Source organism: Streptomyces sp. 13-12-16, assembly GCF_002114215.1.
GTDB lineage: Bacteria > Actinomycetota > Actinomycetes > Streptomycetales > Streptomycetaceae > Streptomyces.
Window position 1 is genome coordinate 1 of the sequence record NZ_NCTE01000693.1, and the last position, 650, is coordinate 650.

A 650-nucleotide genomic window follows, 5' to 3' on the forward strand; every position below is an offset into this window, starting at 1 on the left:
CGGCTCGGCGGGCGGGGTCAGGCCGCGGGAGAGGTAGCCGAAGTCGCGGGTGAGGAAGGCGAAGAAGACCAGGTGGCGCAGGCGCCCGGTCGGTTCGCGGCGCACGCCGAGCGCGTCCGCGATGTCCTGCCCGTGGCCGAAGACCTCCATGATTCCCGCGGAGGCGAGCACGGCGGGCGGCAGCGGGTTGACCAGCCAGGGCACCACCTCGCCCTCCGGGACGGCGGCCAGCGCGTCGACGGAGGCCCGGCCCGACGCGCGGAAGCGGGCCAGCAGTTGCTCCGGCGGGAACTGGTTGAACTGGCGCAGCGCGGCGTCCACGGCCCCGTCGAAGTCGTGGGAGGCGCCGGCGGCGATCCGGGCGAAGGCCTCGGGGTCGGAGGCGGCGGTGCCGGCCAGGTGGAAGATGAAGGTCAGGTGGGCGATCTGGTCGGCGATGCGCCAGCCGGGCGCGGGCGTCGGCGTGTTCCAGGCGGCTTCGTCGAGGTTCTCGACGAGGCGGGCGGTCTCCTCGATGTCGGTCGTCAGGTCCTTCAGGACGTCGTCGATGCTGCTCATGGTCGGGGCTCCTTCGGGGTCGGTTGGTGCGGGGGATGTCCTCGTGGTGTGCGGGTGCGGGTCAGCCGCCGGCGGGTGCGGGGCGGGTGGGG

At 74.3% G+C, this 650-nt stretch carries 1 protein-coding gene; it reads right to left on the bottom strand.

The window, feature by feature from the left end:
* The coding region (locus tag B7767_RS26415) for a maleylpyruvate isomerase family mycothiol-dependent enzyme (protein WP_085574381.1) at positions 1–558 on the bottom strand (558 nt) is incomplete at its 3' end.
* Positions 559–650 lie beyond the last annotated feature (92 nt).